Origin of the sequence: Streptomyces sp. NPDC101776, from assembly GCF_044766845.1 — a bacterium.
Lineage (GTDB): Bacteria > Actinomycetota > Actinomycetes > Streptomycetales > Streptomycetaceae > Streptomyces.
Map to the genome: position 1 here is coordinate 119313 of NZ_JBIWMV010000005.1, position 16497 is coordinate 135809.

Annotated in this window: 14 protein-coding genes and 1 pseudogene; 9 read left to right on the forward strand and 6 right to left on the reverse strand. The window is 72.0% G+C overall.

All coding sequences use genetic code 11. The features are described 5' to 3' along the window. Positions 1–95: 95 nt before the first annotated feature. Positions 96–1163 (forward strand): sodium-dependent transporter, encoded by a 1068-nt coding sequence (locus tag ACIRRY_RS19090; RefSeq protein ID WP_403973903.1) that lies wholly within the window; start codon positions 96–98, stop codon positions 1161–1163. Between the two features lie 44 nt (positions 1164–1207). Here the strand turns inward: ACIRRY_RS19090 and ACIRRY_RS19095 are convergent, their stop codons facing one another. Together ACIRRY_RS19095 and ACIRRY_RS19100 are read right to left on the reverse strand one after the other, a co-directional pair. Beyond that, positions 1208–2947, reverse strand: a complete 1740-nt coding sequence (locus ACIRRY_RS19095; protein ID WP_403974582.1) for a phosphatidylglycerol lysyltransferase domain-containing protein — start codon at positions 2945–2947, stop codon at positions 1208–1210. 378 nt (positions 2948–3325) lie between these two features. Continuing rightward, positions 3326–3763: a hypothetical protein gene (locus ACIRRY_RS19100; protein WP_403973905.1), complete on the reverse strand. Its 438-nt coding sequence runs from the start codon at positions 3761–3763 to the stop codon at positions 3326–3328. An 82-nt stretch (positions 3764–3845) separates the two neighbouring features. On the opposite strand from ACIRRY_RS19100, the gene ACIRRY_RS19105 reads away from it, so the two are divergent. Continuing rightward, positions 3846–5339, forward strand: a complete 1494-nt coding sequence (locus ACIRRY_RS19105) for a hypothetical protein (protein WP_403973907.1) — start codon at positions 3846–3848, stop codon at positions 5337–5339. Between the two features lie 36 nt (positions 5340–5375). On the opposite strand, the gene ACIRRY_RS19110 is transcribed toward ACIRRY_RS19105, so the two are convergent. Both ACIRRY_RS19110 and ACIRRY_RS19115 read right to left on the reverse strand, forming a co-directional pair. Continuing rightward, positions 5376–5786, reverse strand: coding sequence for a GtrA family protein (locus ACIRRY_RS19110; RefSeq protein ID WP_403974585.1), 411 nt, complete (start codon positions 5784–5786; stop codon positions 5376–5378). 491 nt (positions 5787–6277) lie between these two features. After that, positions 6278–7600: a sensor histidine kinase gene (locus tag ACIRRY_RS19115; RefSeq protein ID WP_403973910.1), complete on the reverse strand. Its 1323-nt coding sequence runs from the start codon at positions 7598–7600 to the stop codon at positions 6278–6280. Between the two features lie 155 nt (positions 7601–7755). On the opposite strand from ACIRRY_RS19115, the gene ACIRRY_RS19120 reads away from it, so the two are divergent. The 7 genes and pseudogenes from ACIRRY_RS19120 to ACIRRY_RS19150 all read left to right on the forward strand — a co-directional run bounded on the left by ACIRRY_RS19120 (position 7756) and on the right by ACIRRY_RS19150 (position 14723). Continuing rightward, on the forward strand, positions 7756–8391 hold the full coding sequence (locus ACIRRY_RS19120; protein WP_403973912.1) for a hypothetical protein: 636 nt from the start codon (positions 7756–7758) through the stop codon (positions 8389–8391). A gap of 5 nt (positions 8392–8396) precedes the next feature. Then, positions 8397–9101, forward strand: a complete 705-nt coding sequence (locus tag ACIRRY_RS19125; RefSeq protein ID WP_403973915.1) for an ABC transporter ATP-binding protein — start codon at positions 8397–8399, stop codon at positions 9099–9101. Then, on the forward strand, positions 9088–9258 hold the full coding sequence (locus ACIRRY_RS19130; RefSeq protein ID WP_403973918.1) for a hypothetical protein: 171 nt from the start codon (positions 9088–9090) through the stop codon (positions 9256–9258). The genes ACIRRY_RS19125 and ACIRRY_RS19130 overlap by 14 nt, the downstream gene beginning before the upstream one ends. Then, on the forward strand, positions 9245–9907 hold the full coding sequence (locus tag ACIRRY_RS19135; protein ID WP_403973920.1) for an ABC transporter ATP-binding protein: 663 nt from the start codon (positions 9245–9247) through the stop codon (positions 9905–9907). The genes ACIRRY_RS19130 and ACIRRY_RS19135 overlap by 14 nt, the downstream gene beginning before the upstream one ends. Further along, positions 9904–12552, forward strand: coding sequence for an ABC transporter permease (locus ACIRRY_RS19140; RefSeq protein ID WP_403973922.1), 2649 nt, complete (start codon positions 9904–9906; stop codon positions 12550–12552). Before ACIRRY_RS19135 ends, ACIRRY_RS19140 begins: the two co-directional genes overlap by 4 nt. Positions 12553–12608: 56 nt before the next feature. Continuing rightward, positions 12609–13337: a response regulator transcription factor gene (locus ACIRRY_RS19145; RefSeq protein WP_403973925.1), complete on the forward strand. Its 729-nt coding sequence runs from the start codon at positions 12609–12611 to the stop codon at positions 13335–13337. A gap of 507 nt (positions 13338–13844) precedes the next feature. After that, positions 13845–14723: pseudogene (locus tag ACIRRY_RS19150) on the forward strand (ABC transporter permease). 363 nt (positions 14724–15086) lie between these two features. Here ACIRRY_RS19150 and ACIRRY_RS19155 read toward each other — a convergent pair. Continuing rightward, positions 15087–16016, reverse strand: coding sequence for a M48 family metalloprotease (locus tag ACIRRY_RS19155; RefSeq protein WP_403973928.1), 930 nt, complete (start codon positions 16014–16016; stop codon positions 15087–15089). Further along, on the reverse strand, positions 16013–16375 hold the full coding sequence (locus tag ACIRRY_RS19160) for a BlaI/MecI/CopY family transcriptional regulator (RefSeq protein ID WP_403973930.1): 363 nt from the start codon (positions 16373–16375) through the stop codon (positions 16013–16015). The genes ACIRRY_RS19155 and ACIRRY_RS19160 overlap by 4 nt, the downstream gene beginning before the upstream one ends. Between the last annotated feature and the right edge of the window lie 122 nt (positions 16376–16497).

Genomic DNA, 16497 nt, shown 5'->3' on the forward strand with positions numbered 1-16497 from the left:
GTCCGAGAAGGATGCCCTCATGTCCATCCACCTGTGCCACCTGCGCATATCGGCGTCCCGTCCCGCCCCTGCCCTCGTGACGGAAGAAGGCCGCCGTGAACCCTGCCGCTGTTTCCCACTCGCCTGTTGACCGTGCGACGAACTGGCTGCGCCGTCGGCTCGGCCGCGCCGTCCTCGTCTCCTACGCCGCCGCCCTGCTCCTGCCGGGGCCCGGCCTGTGGCTGCGCCGCCCGCACACCCTGCCGCTGGGCGGACCGGCCCACCTGACCCTGCACACCACCTCGCTTCTGCTGTCCCTGGTGCTCCTCTCGGCCGGGCTCCAGGTACCGGCCCGCGCGCTCGGCCGCGTGCTGCGGCGCCCCAAGGCCATGCTGGCCGGGCTCGCCCTGCATCTGGCGATTCCGCTGCTCGTCGTACCGTTCGTCGCCTTCCTGCTGCGCCGCACCCCCGACTCCGACGGCGGCAGTGGACTGCTCACCGCGATGATCCTGATCGTGGCCATGCCCGTGGCCGCCGGCGCCACCGTATGGACCAGCAAGGGCGAGGGCGACCAGCCGACCATGGTCGGACTCGTTCTCGCCTCCACCCTGCTCAGCCCCCTCACCACACCCCTCCTGCTGGCGGCTCTGGCGCCACTCCTCAGCGGCGGCTACGCCGAGACGCTCACCAGTACGAGCGGCTCCGCCCAGAGCGGATTCACCCTCGCCACCGTGGTCCTGCCCTGCGCCGCGGGTCTCCTGTGCGCGCTCGTGCTGCCGCCGTCGTGGCAGGGCCGTCTCCTGCGGACCGTGGTGCCCGCGGCCCTGGCCGGCTCGCTGGTCCTGACCTACGTCAACGCCAGCGGCGCCCTCGGCACCTTCCTGACCCAACCACGTCCGCTGCTGTTCGCCGCAGCCCTCGCCGTGGCCGCCCTGGTGTGCGTCCTGTCCTTCGTGCTGGGCCGTCTGGCCGCCCGCATCCTGCGACTGGACGCCCCGGTGGCCTCGTCTCTGACCCTGGCCTGCGGCATGAACAACAGCAGCGCGAGCGCGGTACTGATCACGACCTCGCTGCCCGACAAACCCCACCTGCTGCTGCCGGTGCTCGCCTACGGGCTGTTGCAGAAGACGGCCGCCAACCGGGTCGTCGCCAGACTGCGGCCCGCGTCCCCCGCGGTGTCGTAGCACGTCACGCTCCGCATCTGGTGCCCGTACGCTGTCGAACCGCCTCACAAGCTGTGGGTCGCCGCGACCGGTTCTGCCTCGGAGGCGGAGGAACCCCCGCGGCGCCGGAGGGCGGGCAGGGGTGGCGGGGTGAGGAATCCCTCGGCGCGGGCGCTGGCCAGGCCGATGCGGGGGATGTCGCCGCTCTTGGCGAACAGCAGGAAGCGGGGCTCCCACACGGGCCGGTACTTGGCGTTGGCGCGGTAGAGCGACTCGATCTGCCACCAGCGGGAGAAGAACGTGAGCATCGAGCGCCACAGCCGCAGTACCGGCCCCGCACCGAGGCGCGCGCCGCGTTCGAAGACCGAGCGGAACATGGCGAAGTTCAGCGACACCCGCGGTACGCCCAACTCCTGGGCACGCAGCAGCAGTTCAACCACCATGAACTCCATCAGGCCGTTCTCGCAGGCGCGTTCCCGGCGCATCAGGTCCAGGGAGAGTCCGTGCTCGCCCCAGGGAACGAAGCTGAGCAGGGCACGCGGTTCACCGTCGGCGTCGCGGCATTCCAGCATCACGCAGCGGCCGTCGCCGGGGTCGCCGAGCCGTCCCAGCGCCATGGAGAAGCCGCGTTCGGTCGGTCCGTCGCGCCAGTGGTCGGCCTTGTCGATCAGCAGCGCCATCTCGTCGTCCGCGATGTCCTCGTGGCGTCGGACGCGCACCGTGTATCCCGCCCGGCGCACCCGGTTGTGGGCCTGCCGTACACCCCGCATGGCACGTCCTTCGAGGGTGAAGTCGGCGATCTCCACGATGGCCTCGTCGCCCAGTTCCAGGGCGTCCAGCCCATGCCGGGCGTAGATGGTGCCGGCCTCCTCGCTCGCGCCCATCACCGCCGGGGTCCAGGCGTGCCGGCGGGCCTCCTCCAGCCACGCGTCGATGGCACCGGGCCATGCCTCGGGGTCGCCGATGGGGTCCCCGGAGGCCAGGCTGACGCCGCCGACCACCCGGTAGGTGACAGCCGCCTTGCCGCTGGGCGAGAAGATGGCGGCCTTGTCGCGGCGCAGGGCGAAGTAGCCGAGGGAGTCCCGCTCACCGTGCCGGGCCAGCAGGTCACGCAGCCGCTGTTCGTCGTCCTCACCGAGCAGGGCGCGACCGCGCGGGGCACGGAAGCAGGCGTACAGGACGAGCAGGAAGGTCGCGGCGATCAGGATGTTGACAAGGATGTCGACCCAGCGCGGCGCGTGCACGGCGTCGACGCGGTCGGCGAGCGGGCCGACGCTGATGCCGCGCAGCAGGGTGTAGGCGATCTCGTCGGTCAGCGTGGCGCCGGGCAGCTTGTTGGTGGCGGCGACCAGCAGCGTGCCGATCGTGCCGCTGACGAGGAGACCGCCCGCTCCCGCGGCGAGGGCCAGCTTCGGGTTGGAGCGGTCCCCGACGGCCGTGAACTCCCCGCGCCCGAGGAGCAGCGCGGCCACGAACAGGCCGGTGAGCAGCAGGGAGCCCCAGTTGGTGACGTGCTCGCGGTACGCCTCCTGGGTCATGGCCAGCGTGTAGAGCGCGAACAGCCCGCCGGCCAGCAGCAGGTTGAAGATCCACGCGGCCCGTTTGCGGCGCCGCATCACCATGGCGAGGAAGAGTGCCAGCGCCGCCGAGACGAGCCCGGCGGTGGCCAGATACGGGGTGAAGTACTCACCGACGTTGTGCTCTTGGACCTCGTCGCGGAACGACAGCGAGACCACCGCGGCCAGGTTGAGCACGGCGAGCAGCCGCAGGTACCAGACCGTGGCCGAGGCCGCGCCCCCACGCAGCCGCGCACGTGGGCGCGGTGTCCCGGTCGGGGAGGGAACGCGGTCCGTGGGCGTGTGCTGTCGGAGGTTCGAGGGCGAAAGGCGTGCGGGCACCGTGGGGGTTCACCTCGGAAGGATGGCCGGGGTCACCGGCGCGGACGGGGGCGGAAGAGAGGCGGGTTCGGGTACGCGGATCTGATGCGTGACCAGGGTTCTTCGCTCGGCGGCGCATCGTACGGCTTCCGCGCGACGAGGGACTCGATCTGCGGCTCACGCCGCGTTGTCGCTTCTCCTGGTTCTGCGGGCGCGTGGTCACGGCTGTCTCGCCGAGTCCCGTTCGCCGAAGAGGCGTCACGCCGGGCGGAGTCGCGGGCCCTGGAGCGGACACCGCAGCGGATCTCACCGGTTCTCCTCCCGCGCACAGGCGATCGACACGTTGTCCGAGACCGTGCAGTACAGCTGCATCCGCATCCCGGCCGCGTGCTGCGCCGGGCAGAGGAAGACGTTCTTCTCGCCGTCGATGCCGTCCGTATGCCTGCCCAGCCGCAGCGGCGCTCCCTCCGTCCCCGCGTCCAGGTAGAGGTCCCAGACCCATTCCCGAGCGGTGCACGCGGTGGCGAGGGCGTCCAGCGGAATCCGTACCTGGAACCGGCCGCCGTAACTCTCGGCGGGCAGCCGCATCTCGGCTCGGCCTCCGTCGCGGGCCCGGAGCACGAGGGCGGCCTGGTCGGCGACAACTCCGACCAGGGACAGCCGCAGCACGATCCGTCCCTGGCGCGGCCGGACCTCGTCGACCTTCGCGGTGCGCTCCGGGGGCGTGCGAGCTAGTTTGACCATGTTTGGCCCAGCTCCTACAGGTGACCCTACAGTCTGTAGGGTCATCAGCACTTTACATCCCGTCAGGGGCGAGGGACGGACGATGACCAGAGCCGTGCACACCGTGACACTCGACCGCGTCGGCGGCCAGGAGCCGCCGCTCGGGCCGGCCGCGGGCTGGAGCCGCAAGGGCCAGTGGTGGCTGGCGGCGGTGGCGGGCGCCTTCGTCCTGGCCCAGTTGGTGGTCGTACGACCGGGCATGGGGCCGGGCTGGGACGAGTCGGTGTACGTCAGCCAGGTCAGCTCCCACGCCCCGGCCTCGTTCTTCAGCGCCCCGCGCGCCCGCGGCATCTCACTGCTGGTGGCACCGGTCGCCGCATGGTCGTCGTCCACCCCGCTCCTGCGGGTCTACCTGGCGCTGCTGGCGGGTCTCGGGCTGTTCCTGGCGCTGCGCACCTGGCGCGGCCTGTTCCCGGTCCGGGTGCTCGCGCTGGGCGGCGCCCTGTTCGCGAGCCTGTGGGTGACCGTCTTCTACGGTCCCCAGGCCATGCCCAACTACTGGGTGGCGGTCGGAGCCCTGGCAGGTGTCGGCTGCTTCCTTCAGGCCCAGACCGACCGCACCCGCCGCGGTCCGGTGTGGGGGCTGGCGGCAAGTGCCCTGCTGATGGCGTGGATGCGGCCCACGGACGCGGTGTGGGTGACCTTGCCGCTGCTCTTCGCCCTGGTGGTTCTTCGCCAGTGGCGGCACTGGCGGCTGCTCATCGCTCTGGCGGGCGGTTTGGCGGCCGGGGCGGCCGAATGGGTGACAGAGGCGTACGTCCGCTTCGGGGGCCTCGGCCAGCGGCTGTCCGAGGGATCCGACATCCAGGGCGGTCTCGGCTGGCACGTGGCCATCGGTGACCAACTGCGCAGCCTGGGTGGGCGTTCGCTGTGCCGCCCGTGCACCGGCGCGATGCCGAACCCCGCGGTGACGGCCTGGTGGTTCGCCCTCCCGGTGCTGGCGGCCATCGCGCTGGCAGTGGCCGTGCGGGGCGGACGCACACCGCCCACCGCACTGCCGTTGGCCTGCGCGGTGACGGCGGCGATCCCGTATCTGTTCCTCATCGGATACGCCGCGCCCCGTTTCCTGCTGCCCACCTACGCGCTGCTGGCCATCCCGGTCGCCGACGCGCTCGTCCGGCTGGTCACCGCGCCGGGCAGAGCCTGGCGCCCGGTCACCGTGACGCTGGTGGCGATGGGCCTGGCCGGGCATCTAGCGGTGCAGTACGCGGTGCTGGCACACACCGTTCAGCGCACCACCGCCGCCCACAAGGGCTGGGAGCGCACGGCCGCCGCACTGCGCCGGGCCGGCGTACGCCCGCCGTGTCTGCTCACCGGGCCGTCGACCCTCCCGATCGCCTTCTACGCCGGGTGCGGCTCCGCCAGTACCAGCGGCCCCAACGCCAACGCCGACGCCGCGACCATCACCCACGCGGCCCAGCGGATGCCGGTCGCCGTCCTCACCACCGGCGCGACCCGTCCGCCGTCCTACGCCCGCGGTTGGAGGCTCGTCCGGCTGGAGAGCGCCGTGTACGCCTACATCGCCCCCACCTCATGACCGCTCCACGCAGGCATTCGGCACACGGAGCCGCTCTCAGCGCCGTACCCGGAACACCCAGGTGCGGTAGGACCAGAAGCGGAAAAGGGTCCCGCACACGATCCCCATGACCTTGAAAAGGTTGCTCTGGAGGGCCGAGTCCCAGCCGAAGTCGTACGTCGCGACGTACAGCACCCCGTTCTCGATGACCAGGCCGACGACGCTGAAGACACAGAAGAGAGCGAACTCCACGGCACGGCCCCGCGGGTCCCGGTGCCAATAGGCGAAATACCGGAAACCCAGGTAGTTGAAGACCATCGCCACGCTGGTCGCGATGACGCTGCATCGCACCACGGGCATGGACGTGACCGCTCGGCTGAGGTTGAACACCGCGAGGTTTACCCCGACACCCAGTCCGCCGACGGCACCGAACCTGACGACCTCCCGAAGCAACGCGGAATGCTCCATGTGCTTCGTGTCTGCCTCATCCGCTGTGTTCACCGGACGCACAGTCCTCCAGAGATGGGCTTCGCACGGTCGCCCTCAGGGGGTGGGGTGCCGAACCTCATAGCTCTCCGACACCACGAAGCGGTTTCGGACTGGTCCACGGCCCCGCGCGTCCCAGAAAACCTGCCGTTCGTCAGGCTTGGCCATGACCATGCGGACGGGCCAGTCGGCTGCCGGATCGCCCCACCAGGTCCGGCGTGATCTCGCCGGGTTGCCGGTGGACGGCCGGCCACGAGCGCCGCGGGACGTACGCGGACGCGCCTTGGAAGCGCGTGGGATCCGCCGGAACTCCATGAGCATCCTCCCTTGGCGTGATCTTCCGTGGCACCGTATCGCGGACGTCTGCGCGGGACAGTGACGTCACGCCCGCGTCCCGACAGGTGTGGTTTGCCGTATCGACTCGCACACCTGAACTTCGTCGTCGGGTGTACCACCTGGTCGTCCCGGCGTCCTCAGTCGTCGCCGTCCCCGGTCCTGCCTCCGTTCTCGTCCTGACGAACCGGTACCAGCACGGTGAAGGTGGTGGGGCGTCGGCCGGTCAGGGAGAGTCTGCCGCCGAGGGTGACGGTGAGGTCCCGGGCGAGCGCGAGGCCGATGCCCTCTCCCTCTCCGTCCCCGGTGTGTCCGCGCTCGAAGGGCCGGGTCGTCTCGATGGCGCCCTCGTCGGCGACGTCGAAGGCGAGGGCGTCGCCGAGGTCGCGGACCGTGAGGCGGACGGTGCCTCGGCCGTGCACGCGGGCGTTGTCCAGCAGGATGCCGAGGATCTCGGCGAGCGGGGCACCGGGGACGCGGGCGTCGTCCGGCGTGTCACCCGTCGTGCACAGCAGCCGCCTGCCGTCGCGGGCGAACAGCCCGTGCCAGTGGTCCTCGGTCTCCCCCAGCAGTCCTGCGACCGCCACGGACGGAGCCCGAGTGCCGGGCAGGCCGGGGGAACGTGACAGCCGTAGTACCTCCTCCACCGTGCCGTGCAGGCGGCGGTTGGTGGCCAGCGCCTCCTCCAGCGCCGGGCGCAGCAGGGCGTCGTCGTCCTGGGCGAGGGCCGCCTCCAGGGTGAGTTGCAGTCCGGTCAGCGGGGTGCGTAGCTGGTGGGAGGCGTTGGCGGTGAAGTCCCGTTCGTGGCGCAGGAGTTCGGTGAGGCTGTGCAGCATCTCGTTGTGGGTGCGGGCGACTTGGTCGATCTCGGCGATGCTGCTGGGCGCGGCGCGTGCGCTCAGGTCGCCGGCGGTGACGGCCCGGCTGTGACGGGAGAGGTCCTCCAACGGGGCGGCCAGCACCCGCGCCTGGCGGCGGGCGACCAGGACCGCCACGGTCAGAGCGAGGGCACAGGCGCCGGCCAGGACGGCCCACACGGCGAGGACCCGGACGCGTACGGCGTCGGTGGGCGAGGAGGCGCGTACGACGCCGATGACCTGCTCGGCGTGCGACACGGGCACGGTGACGGTGAGGTCACCGCCCGAGTGACCGCGCACCACCGTCGCGCCGAAGGCCCGCCGCACCGCCGCGTCAGGGGTCCTGGGGCCGCTGCCGGCCCGCAGGCGCAGGTGGGTGTCGTACAGGCCGAGCTGTCCTCCGGCCGACGGTGCGGGCAGTTCGACGGGATCGCCGGTCGTGTAGTCGGGGCTGACACGCACGGCGCCCGACAGGGCCGCGCGTTCCAGGGTGTCGCGCTGGCCCGCGTACAGGGACGACCTGATGGCCAGGGCCAGCGGGACGGCGAGGAGGACCACGGCGACCAGGGCGGCGGTGAGGGCCACACGCACGACACGCTGTCTCATGCCCTCATCCTGCGGGCCGCCGGCCTGCCCGGAGGTGGTGCGCCACGCGCTTTTGCCGTCGTCTAACCGTCGGCGTGCCGGGCGTTAACCGGCCGCCTCCTAGCGTCGGTGCCATGACCGATCTCCGGTCGCAGGCTTCCGGGAGGGCAGTGGCCATGGCTCCTGTACGCATATCCGCCGCCGTAGGGCTGGTGCTGGTCGCGGCGGTGATCAGCGGGTGTTCGGGCTCCGGCTCGCACTCGGGTTCGGGCTCGGCCCCGTCCGCTTCGGCAGCCGGGGGTGGCGGCAAGCAGGCGAATCCGGCGCCCACCGAGTCGAATCCGCCCGGCGACATCCCCGACAACCAGGTGTACGTGGTCTACCGGCCCGCCGCCGGCTTCACCGGCTTCACGGTCAAGGTGCCCGAGGGCTGGGCCCGCACCGGGCAGGGCGCCACGACCGTGTTCACGGACAAGCTGAACACCGTCCGCGTCACCACGGCCACCGCTTCCGCCGCGCCCACGGTCGGCTCCGTCACCAACACCGTCGTGCCCCAACTCAAGGCGCAGGTACCGAAGTTCGCGGCACCGAAGGCGACCGAGGTGACCCGGCACGCAGGCCCTGTCGTCCGGCTGACCTACCAGGGCGACTCCGCCAAGGACCCGGTCACCGGCAAGGTGGTGCGGGACGCGTTCGAGGGGTACGCCTTCTACCGGCAGGGCCACGAGGTCGACCTGACGTTGTCCGGGCCGGTCAACGCCGACAACGTCGACCCCTGGCGGATCGTCAGCGACTCCTTCGCGTGGCGGTGACCGTCATGCCCACCGGGTCGTACGACGACGCGCTCACCGCCCGCGAGCTGTACCGCTTCTACCGCGCGGGCGAGGAGGAGACCCTGGCCCTGCGCGGGGTGTCGCTGACGGTGCGGCGCGGCGAGACGGTCGCCGTCGTCGGTCCCTCGGGAGCGGGCAAGTCCACCCTGCTGGCGTGCCTGGCCGGACTCGACGAGCCCTCCGGCGGTGACGTCCATGTGGACGGTGTCCGTATCAGCCACCGGCCGGAGACCGAGCGGGCCCGGCTGCGCGCCCGCCACATCGGTGTCCTGCTCCAGAGCCGCAACCTGCTTTCGCACTTGACGGTGCGGGACAACATCCGCCTGGCCCAGCGGGCCGTGCGCGGCCGTCCCGCTGTCGCGGCGGAGGCGCTGCTGGAGCAGGTGGGGCTCGGCCGGCGGACCCGCGCCCTGCCGCGGCAGCTGTCCGGCGGTGAACTGGCGCGCGCCGGACTGGCCGTGGCACTCGCCAACTCCCCGGCCGTGCTGCTGGCCGACGAACCGACCGGCGAACTCGACGGAGGTACTGAGCAGTTGGTGCTGCGGATGGTGCGGGAGCGGGCCGCGGACGGCTGTGCGGTGCTGATCGTCACGCACAGCGCGGAGGCGGTCCGGATCGCCGACCGGGTGATCACCCTGACCGACGGACGGGCCCGGGAAACACGGGAGGTGAGCGATGTCCGGCACTGATCTGCTCGTCGCCTGCGAGGACGCGGCGCTGACCTTCGGGCGGGACTCGACGGCCGTGGTGGCTGTGCACGGGACCGACCGGAACGCCAACCAGGCGATCACCCCGACCGACCAACAGGCCCAACAGACACCGGAGTTGAACGATGTCCGGCACTGACATCCTCGTCCTCTGCGAGGAAGCGGCACTGACCTTCGGGCGGGACTCGACGGCGGTGGTGGCCGTGCACGGGGCCGACCTGAGCATCCGGGCCGGCGACCGGCTGGCGATCGTAGGCCCGTCCGGGTCGGGCAAGTCGTCCCTGCTGCATCTGCTGGCCGGGCTCGAACGCCCCACCAGCGGTGCCGTCTCCTGGCCCGGGCTCGGCGGGAGCGCCGACATCGGGCTGGTGTTCCAGGCCGACAGCCTCGTCCCCGCGCTGGATGTCGCGGAGAACACCGCCCTTCCGCTCGTCCTCGCCGGCCAACCCGAGGCGCAGACACGTCGTCCGGTCGCCGAGGCCCTCGGTCTGGTCGGGGCGGCGGACCTCGCCGACCGGCTGCCCGAGGAGATCTCCGGCGGCCAGGCCCAGCGGGTCGCCGTGGCCCGCGTTCTGGCCCAGGAACCACGGCTGATCCTCGCCGACGAACCCACCGGCCGCCTCGACCACGCCACCGGCGCCCGCGTCCTGGACGCCCTGCTGACAGCGGCGGACCACACGGGCGCCGCCCTCGTCGTCACCACCCACGACCCGGCCGTCGCCGCCCGGCTCACCGTCCGGCGGGCCATGCACGACGGACGGCTGCTCGCACCGGAGGACACGCCATGATCACCTCATGGGCCAGGAGTCTGGCCCGCCATCGCGCCGGACGGCTGCTGGCGGCCATGACCGGTATCGCGCTCGCCGTCGCCCTGGTCGCCGCCCTCGGTTCCTTCCTCACCGCCTCGAAGGCGACCATGACCCAGCGCGCCGTCCGCTCCGTCGCGGTGGACTGGCAGGTGGAGGTGCAACCCGGCGCGGACCCCAACTCCGTTCTGCGACAGGTCCGCACCGACCCCGGCACCCGAGCCGCCCTCCCGGTCGGATACGCCCGCACCACCGGCTTCACCGCCCAGGTGCAGGGCAGCACCCAGACCACGGGCCCCGGCATCGCCCTCGGTCTGCCATCCGGCTACCGCCACCTGTTCCCCGACGAAATCCGCACTCTCTCCGGCTCACCCGCCGGCGTACTGCTCGCCCAGCAGACCGCCGCCAACCTGCACGCCGCCCCCGGCGACACCGTCACCGTCCAACTGCCGGGCGCAGGACCGCGCCCGGTGCGCGTGGACGGCGTGGTCGACCTGCCCCAGGCCGACTCCCTGTTCCAGAAGGTCGGCGCCCCCACCCAGTCCCAGCCGACCGCACCCCCCGACAACGTCATCCTCCTGCCCACCGCTCAGTTCACCTCGCTCACCCACGGCGCCACCTCCCTCACCACCCAGATCCATGTCGCCCGCGACGCCAATCTGCCCGCCGACCCGGCCGCCGCCTTCAGCACCGTCACCGGCGCCGCCCACCACCTCGAAGCCAGGACCGCGGGCGGCGCACTGGTCGGCGACAATCTCGGTGCCGCCCTCGACTCCGCCCGCCAGGACGCCCTCTACGCCCAGATCCTCTTCCTCTTCCTCGGCGTCCCCGGCGCCGTCCTGGCCGCCGCGCTGACCGCCGCCGTCGCCTCCGCGGGCGGCCAACGGCGCCGCCAAGAACAGGGGTTGCTGCGGCTGCGCGGGCTGCGCCCCCGTCAGATCACCACGCTCGCGGGCCTGGAAGCCGCACTCGTGGGCGGCGTGGGCGGAGCCGCCGGTCTGGGCATCGCGGCACTGACCGGGCGCCTCGCCTTCGGCGCCGCCTCGTTCGGCGCGAACGCGGGCACCTGGGTGATCTGGTATGGCATCGCCTTCGTCCTCGGCGCCGCCGTGGCCGCCTGCGCCGTCCTCGTCCCCGCCCTGCGCGACCTGCGCGCGGTGACCGTCACCGACACCCGCAAGGAGACCGGCGTCCGCGCCACCCGCTCCCCCTGGTGGCTGCGCTACGGCCTCGACTTCGCGCTGCTCATCGGCTCCTGGCTGGTCTTCCGCGCCTCCTCCGGCAACCAGTACGCCCTCGTCCTCGCCCCCGAGGGCGTGCCCACCCTCTCCGTCTCCTACTGGGCCTTCCTCGGCCCGGCCCTGCTCTGGATCGGCGCCGCCCTGCTGCTGTGGCGCCTGACCCTGCTCGCTCTCACCCACGGCCGCCCGGCCCTGGCCCGCCTCGCCCGTCCGCTGACCGCCACCCTCGCCGGCACCACGGCCGCCGTACTGTCCCGGCGCCGCCGCCCGCTGGCCCGCTCCGTGGTGCTGCTCGCCCTCGCGGTGTCCTTCGCGATCTCCACCGCCGTCTTCAACTCCACCTACCACCAACAGGCCGAGGCCGACGCCCGGTTGACCAACGGCGCCGACGTCACGGTCACCGAACCCCCCGGCGCCCACGTCCCGCCCGCCGCCGCCAACACGCTGAAGGTCTCCGGCGTACGGCACGTCGAGCCCGTCCAGCACCGCTTCGCCTACGTCGGCTCCGACCTCCAGGACCTCTACGGCGTCCGCCCCGACACCATCGCCCACGCCACCTCGCTCCAGGACGCCTACTTCTCCGGCGGCACCGCCCACCAGCTCATGCGGCGCCTGGCCCAACGCCCCGACAACCTCCTGGTCAGCGTGGAGACCGTCCACGACTTCCAGCTCTCCCCCGGCGACACCGTCAACCTCCGCGTCCAGGACGCCCGTACCAAGGCCCTGCGCACCGTCCCCTTCCACTACGCCGGAATCGTCAAGGAGTTCCCCACCGCCCCCAAGGACAGCTTCTTCGTCGCCAACGCCGCTTACGTGGCCAGGGCGACCGGCAGCGACGTGGTGGGCGCGTTCCTGCTCGACACCGGCGGGACCCACCAGCAGCAGATCGCCGCCCACCTGCGGAAGCAGCTCGGCACCGGCGCCACCGTCACCGACCTCACCCAGACCCGCGGCAGCGTGGGCACCAGCCTCACCTCCGTCGACCTGGCCGGCCTGACCCGCATCGAACTCGCCTTCGCCGTCCTCCTGTCGGCGGGAGCGGGCGGACTCGTCCTCGCCCTCGGCCTCGCCGAACGCCGCCGTACCTTCGCCATCGCCACCGTGCTCGGCGCGAAACCCGCCCAACTGCGCGGCATGGTCCTCACCGAGGCCCTGCTGCTGACCACCGGCGGACTCGCGGGCGGCGCGCTCATCGGCTGGGCGCTGTCGGAAATGCTGGTGAAGGTCCTCACGGGCGTCTTCGACCCACCCCCGGCCAGCCTGTCGGTGCCCTCCGGCTACCTGCTCCTGACTGCGGGCGCCGCCGTGGCCGCCGTACTGGCCGCCGCCCTCAACGGCATCCGCAGGGCCGGACGCCCGGCCGTCGAGGAACTGCGCGACCTGTGACCGCGCCGTACCGGACCGGCGAGCGGCCCGCTCCGCCCGCTTCTAGGCTGTCGCCCATGCGCCTGCCCGCCACCCCAGACCGCAGCCGACCGCGCGTCCTGGTCGTCGAGGACGACGACACCATCGGCCGCCACCTCCAGACCGGTCTGCGCGGCAACGACTACGCACCCACCTGGAGCCGCACCGGCTCCGGCGCCCTGGCCGAGGCCGCGCGGTCCTCGTACGACGTCCTGCTCCTCGACCTGGGCCTGCCCGACATGGACGGCCTCGACGTCGCCCGCGCCCTGCGCGCCCGCCGGCCCGACCTGCTGATCATCATCCTCACCGCGCGCACCGACGACATCGACGTGATCGCGGGGCTGGACGCCGGAGCCGACGACTACCTCGTCAAACCCTTCAGCCTCTCCGTCCTCCTCGCCCGCCTCCGCGCCCACCTGCGCCGCCGTACCGTCGCCGTGCCACCACCGGAACCCGTCGACCTGGCCGACCTCGTCCTCGACGTCTCCGCCCGCCGCTGCACGCTCCACAACGAGGAAGTCCCGCTCCGCCCCAAGGAGTTCGACCTGCTCGCCGTCCTCGCCCAGCACCCGGGCGAGGCCGTCTCCCGGGAGACCCTGATGGCCGAGGTCTGGGACGAGAACTGGTTCGGCTCCACCAAGACCCTCGACGTCACCATGGCCGGCCTGCGCCGCCATCTCACCGAGGCCGCCGACACCTCGGCCCGCTCCAGCAACCTGCCCCGCATCACCACCCTGCGGGGGCACGGCTACCGCCTGGAACTCTGACGGGGCGCGGCCGAGCGACGACCATGGGTCCCGTCAACTGCGCACGCAGGGGGGCTGAGCAGGTGCGAAGTCCCGGGCAGGTTGAGGGTTCGGCGTGGCCGACGGTGGCGGTGCCCTCATCGGCGGCCCGCTCGGTGGTACGTCGGGACGGCAGAGACTCCGGATCGGTCGCCGTCATGAGCAACGATGTCGCGAATCTCCCTGGCGGTACGGGCAAGTTCGGCCGCTGTGGCCCCACCCCTTTCAACTGTGCGTTAGGGCAGGCGCCTATAAGCGTCTACAGATCTGTAGACTGTGTGGCCGTGCCGCTGCTCGTGGGCACCGTTCCTTGCGTGACGACGGTCATGTCGCTTTCAAGGTGCAGACAGGAGGACCCGGGGTCACGGACGCTTCCGGACCGCACCACGCCCCAAGACGAGGGCCGAAGGATCACCCTCTGAGCAGCCCTCCCGTACAACCGACTCGACCCCAGCACGGTCGCAGCCAGAGCCGGACCCTTCCACGGTGATGCCATTGCTGACAGCCTCAGCCGCTTTGCTCCCGGTCAACGCGACTCTCGCCTGGGTCCTGGCCGTCCTTCTCGCCGCCGCCGTCGCCGTGGCCGCCCTCGCCAAGCTGACGCCCGATCAGGGCACCAGCCGGGCCAGGGAGATGGTGACCGCCGGCCTGCGCGCGGCCGTCCAGCTCGTGCTGGTCTCCGTGGCCATCGGCTGGGTCGCCCACTCCCCCACCGGACTGCCCGTGTTCCTGGCGCTGATGTTCACCGTCGCCGTGCGTACGGCCGGCCGCCGCATCACCTCCGACAGCACGTGGTGGTGGACGGCCGTGCCGATCGCGGCCGGCGTGGTCCCCGCTGTCTCGCTGCTGCTGTCCACCGGTCTCGTGCCGGTGACCGGTATCACGATGATCCCGGTCACCGGCATCCTGATCGGCGGCGCGATGACGGCCACGGTCCTGGCCGGACGGCAAAGCCTGGCAGTGCTGAGGCTGCGTCACGGCGAGGTCGAAGCCGCGCTCGCCCTGGGCATGATCGATCGCGACGCCAGGGTGGAGATCGCCCGTTCGGCCGCTTAAGGGGCGCTCGTGCCGGGGCTCGACCAGACCCGAACGGTCGGGCTGGTCACACTGCCCGGCGCGTTCGTCGGCATGCTGCTCGGCGGAGCCGACCCCGTCACCGCAGGCGCAGTGCAGTTGTTCGTTCTCGTCGCTCTGATGGCCGTTCAGTCGGTCGCCGTCGCCACCACCTTGGAGCTGATCGCACGGGCCCGGATCACCGATCTGCCGCGCCGTGAGAAAGCACCCGACGCACGTTCGTCGCGGGTCCCGTGGCTCACTCCTCGGCGACGGACCGGACCCAAGCAGCCGGGCCGGACGCAAGCGCCGTGAGAGGCGACTGGCCCAGTCGGCCGCGCCGCGCGCACAGCGGCAGGATGCAGTCGAGCTTGGAGAACGGTGTGTACGGAGCAGAAGAGGCCGACGCCAGGACGGACCCAGCGGTCATGGCGGTCAGGGCGGTCAGGGTCGTGTCGCGGCTGAGCGCCCGCGAACAGGTCGAACTCGGCCCGTCACCGGCCTCGCCGCCACCGCGACCCTGCTGCTGCGCGCTACGGCACCGCCCTCACGGTCACCCGGCCCCTCACGGCGACACCCGCGTGAACGGCGGTGGGCAGGTGGACACCGACGATCTGGCCGCCGTATCAGGAGAAGCCGAGAAGGAGCGCGCCGGTAGGCCGCCGGGCCAAAGTTTGGTCATGGGCCCTCCTCTCCCTGGGCGATCTCCACCTGGTGATGAAAGGCGACGACGCCGGTTGTTCCGGCAGCGACGGACAGGACCGTGCAGGCCACGAGGAGGAACGCGGTCCAGCGCGTGGGGCGCGAGCGCCCCTCGGAGAATTCGAGGAGTGCGGTGACGCGCTGCGGAACCGGGCCGGTCGTCGCCGCGGGCGCGAAGTCCGGACGGGCGGACCGCGTGGCATGGCCGGCCAGAGCGGCGCGGGCGATGGCCGTGGCGATCAGGCGCCGGTCGCCGATGGCGCCGGCCGCGGCCTCGTCGGCGGCCCGCTCGGCGGCGAGCCGAATGGTGTCGCGGACGGCGCGCAGCGCGGGGTGACAGTGGGCGGAGAGTTCGGCGGCGGCCAGGAAGTAATGGTGACCGGCCCGGTTGTGGGCGCGTTCATGGGCGAAGAGGGCTTCGCGCTCGGCAGGTCCCAAGCTGCGCAGCATCGCGGTGGTGACGACGATCCGGTGGGGCCGTCCGGGCAGGGCGTACGCGTCCGGATGTGGCGAATCGACGACGCACAGGTCGCCGGCGGCAGGGCGGCGGTCAGCTTGCGTTCGAGCGGTACGGAAGGCACGAGTCTGGAGGAAGGCCGAGCGCACAAGGGTCCAGGCGCCGAGGGTGAGCACTCCGGTGGCCGCCGCGGCGGCGGGAAGGACGAGGTAGTCCGAGGGGGTGCGCAGGGGGTGAACAAGCTCGCCGAGGGCTGCGAAAGCGGGAAACTTCAGCAATCCCGTCAGAACCAGGGCGCCGAGAGCTGCGACGCAGGCCCCCGCCAGCGCCAGGGCCGAGGCGGTAAGAACCCACAGCGCGTTGGCGGGGGCCAGACGGTCGAAGGTTCGGCGGGCCAGCCTCGGCGCAAGGAAGGGCAGGACCAACGGTACGAGCAGCAGAGCCGTCATCGCTCGTCACCCTCCAGAAGCCGACGCAGGAACTCCTCGTCGCCGGGGTTGAGCTGGGCGACGAAACGGGCCAGGACCGTCTCCCGGTCGGCATCCCGGTCGAGAACGGTGTGCATGCGCCGGGCGGTCAGACCGGGAGCGTCCTGCACGGGAAAGTAGGCGTATCCCCGGCCCTGCCGTTCACGGCTGACGACGCCCTTCTCATGCAGCCGGGTCAATATCGTCGTCACCGTCGTGCGGGCCAGTCCGAAGCCGAGCCCGGTCTGCACCCGCCCTGGCGTGAGCGGGAGACCGGCGGTCAACAGCACAGCCATGACGGCGGCTTCGAGCTCACCCGCCGGCCGCCTCTCGTCGGTCATGGGAAACGTCCTCACTCCGCCAACGCCTACAGTTCAGCAGACCGTCTACAAAATTGTAGTCGGTTAACCGGCGCTGCCTATGGACGGGACACGTGTCGGGGGCGAGGCGGGCGAACGGATCC